This is a genomic window from Pseudoalteromonas sp. S1610 (assembly GCF_005887465.1).
Classification (GTDB): domain Bacteria; phylum Pseudomonadota; class Gammaproteobacteria; order Enterobacterales; family Alteromonadaceae; genus Pseudoalteromonas; species Pseudoalteromonas undina.
Genome location: NZ_PNDI01000035.1, coordinates 1 through 3,063 on the forward strand (window position 1 = coordinate 1; position 3,063 = coordinate 3,063).

Sequence of the window (3,063 nt, forward strand, 5' to 3'; positions counted from 1 at the left end):
ATCACTCAATCTGTACGAGTGCCCACACAGATGATTGCTTTATATTGTTAAAGAACGTTGCGATTAAAGCGTTAAACTTTATCTCGCTAGGGCTGCGCATGTTACGCTTTCCTATTTTTTTGTCAACACTTAATTTTGTTAAACTTTAAAGTTTTCAAAACTAAGTTTTACTCGACTCACTGAGTAGCTCGTGCCTCGCTATGCGTTGCGCTCTGCCGTCTCAGTGGGGTCGCATTATAGGGCGAATCGATTTTAACGCAAGCGTTTTTAAACGCTTTTTTGCATTTAATTTTTACCCCAAAGATACCCCACCCAGACACACAAGATACCCACAAAACCCTGTGGATAACTCATTTTTTTGCGCTGTTTACTAAACTATTTACCTTGCTTGTGGTAAGTTGCGGCGCATATTTACAACTCGTTCACTAGGCAACACACATGACAGATATAATAAATAGTATAAGTGGTCTCTTATGGGGTCATATTTTAGTGTACTTATTAATAGCCGCTGGGCTATTTTTTACCATACGTCTTGGTTTCATCCAATTTGTACAATTCCCACACATGATTAAAGTCATGTTTCAAAGTCGCCAAGGGTCAGATGGCGGTATTTCCTCTTTTCAAGCTTTCTGTACTTCTTTAGCCGCCCGTGTCGGTACCGGTAATATGGCAGGTGTTGCAGTCGCACTTTATTTAGGTGGTGCTGGTGCTATTTTTTGGATGTGGTTAATTGCTTTGATCGGTATGGCCACTAGTTTTGCAGAAAGCACATTGGCTCAAGCTTACAAAATACGCGATGAAGAAGGCAACTTCCGTGGAGGCCCTGCTTATTATATGGAATACGGACTTGGCAAGCGCTGGATGGGCATCGTGTTCTCACTATGTTTAATTTTAGCCTTTGGATTAGTTTTTAATGCGGTACAGTCAAACTCTATCGCTGCAGCTTTTGAAGTCGCCTTTGGTATTCCTAACTATATAGTAGGTATTGCACTTGTAATTGGTTCAGGCATCATCATATTTGGTGGCCTAAAAACAATTTCACGATTTGCTGAATTAGCAGTGCCATTTATGGCTGCTGCCTACTTAATTGTTGCACTATATATATGTGCTGTAAATTACACTGAGTTGCCTGATGTGTTTATGCATGTAATTAGAAGTGCCTTTGGTCTTGAACAGGCTGGCGCTGGTGCAATTGGTTATGGTGTTATGCAAGCAATGATCCAAGGGATCAAGCGCGGATTATTCTCAAACGAAGCGGGTATGGGTAGCGCAGCTAACGCTGCAGCAACTGCAACTCCTAACCCACCTCACCCTGCATCACAAGGCTATGTACAAATGCTAGGTGTCTTTGTAGATACCATTATAATTTGTACAGCTACCGCTGCTCTTATTTTATTATCAGAGCAATTAGTTCCAGGCTCTAATGTAACGGGTATAGCACTTACACAAGCAGCGCTTGAGGAACATGTTGGTAGCTGGGGTGCAATATTTGTTGCAGTCGCTATTTTGTTTTTTGCTTTTACATCAATTGTAGCTAATTATTCTTATGCAGAAACGAACTTATTGTTTTTAGAGCATAACCATGCATCTGGCATGCTGATCTTCAGATTATTAGTGTTAGGTATGGTGATGTTTGGTGCCCTTGGTGAATTACCATTAGTGTGGACTCTAGCTGATGTGTCTATGGGCCTAATGGCGATTGTAAACGTAATCGCGCTATTTATGCTCTCAGGAGTTGTGGTATGGCTTGCCAAAGATTACAACGCTCAACGACGTGCTGGAAAGTTACCGACGTTTGATCCAAGTAAAAACAACAAGCTTAATAAAACTATTCCGAAAGGTATTTGGCACAAATAACTTTAAAGAGATTTAAGTTAAAAACCCGGAACGGCCATGGCCATTTCGGGTTTTTTATTGTCTAGTACCAATTCACTTAATTAAGTAACCTATATTGAGCTAGATAAACCTGTTAATAGCAAAGCAAAAATTTCGATGTTTAGTTGTTCTATATGAGGAGTTTTTAACTCAACTAGCGTCTGGTTTGGCCTCTCAAAATAATTAATTATTTAAGTGGTCTATTTTGAGGCTGGAAAAACGTGTTGATAGCTAGGCAAAAAATTTGCTATTTAGTTGTTCTAAATGAGACTTTTTTAACGCAGCTAGTGACACGTTTAGCCCCGTAAAATGATTACGTATTATTGCGGATTGGTATTATATTACTAATAGCAGTACCCACCTATTGAGACCCAATTAAACACATTAGCATCATCAAGCTTCTCATATCCCTTATAAGCGATTAGTTAAACAGTTTACATCAACGCTCTTAATACATTTTGTGGCATTGTAATGGTGTTAATAGAAATAAGCTTATGCCGACTTTCACTTATGTATCAAACGAAGCACAGCCACCACTTCCATTTAAGAGCCTTGTACCACTGCTTTTATATAAATAGCTTAATATTAGTACTCTATTGTGAGGTATGAAAATCTTATCGATAGCAAAACTTAAATTTAGTATTTTGTATTTTGTATTTTGTTCTAAATGAGAGTTTTTTTCCGTAGCTAGCGTCAGGTTTGAGCTATAAAAATGATCAGTGGTAATATATTGATGGGATAAGCTTTTGAAAAAGGTGAGACTTAAAGATCTCAAACAAACGTAGTAATTTAGTGTAAGGAATAAGATGCTAGTTTGATAATGCGATTTTATAATTAATGGTTTAATAAAATAATGGTTAAACTAGAATAAACAAGGAAAGTATAAAGTGGTGCCCGAGGCCGGACTTGAACCGGCACGACTTGTTAGTCGAGGGATTTTAAATCCCTTGTGTCTACCAATTCCACCACTCGGGCATCGAGTTTGCTAATTAAAGCGTGTGGAGTAATTATTTGGAGGCGGAACCCGGAGTCGAACCGGGGTAAACGGATTTGCAATCCGGTGCATGGCCACTCTGCCATTCCGCCTAAACATATCAAATAATTTGGAGCGGCACACGAGGCTCGAACTCGTGACCTCGACCTTGGCAAGGTCGCGCTCTACCAACTGAGCTAGTGCCGCATAAAACT

1 protein-coding gene and 3 tRNA genes are annotated in these 3,063 nt (G+C 39.4%); 1 reads left to right on the forward strand and 3 read right to left on the reverse strand.

Features of this window, described 5'->3' with window-relative positions:
• The first annotated feature begins 438 nt into the window (after positions 1–438).
• Positions 439–1,857, forward strand: coding sequence for an alanine/glycine:cation symporter family protein (locus CWB77_RS12960; protein ID WP_138623056.1), 1,419 nt, complete (start codon positions 439–441; stop codon positions 1,855–1,857).
• A 906-nt stretch (positions 1,858–2,763) separates the two neighbouring features.
• On the opposite strand, the gene CWB77_RS12965 is transcribed toward CWB77_RS12960, so the two are convergent.
• The 3 genes from CWB77_RS12965 to CWB77_RS12975 all read right to left on the reverse strand — a co-directional run bounded on the left by CWB77_RS12965 (position 2,764) and on the right by CWB77_RS12975 (position 3,055).
• Positions 2,764–2,850: transfer RNA gene (locus tag CWB77_RS12965), tRNA-Leu, on the reverse strand.
• Positions 2,851–2,887: 37 nt separating this feature from the next.
• Positions 2,888–2,961, reverse strand: a tRNA-Cys gene (locus CWB77_RS12970).
• An 18-nt stretch (positions 2,962–2,979) separates the two neighbouring features.
• Positions 2,980–3,055 (reverse strand) — tRNA-Gly (locus CWB77_RS12975).
• Positions 3,056–3,063 lie beyond the last annotated feature (8 nt).

What these genes read in the sequence shown, in the direction of transcription:
- CWB77_RS12960 (WP_138623056.1), top strand. Translation starts at nt 439, where the DNA reads ATGACAGATATAATAAATAGTATAAGTGGTCTCTTATGGGGTCATATT.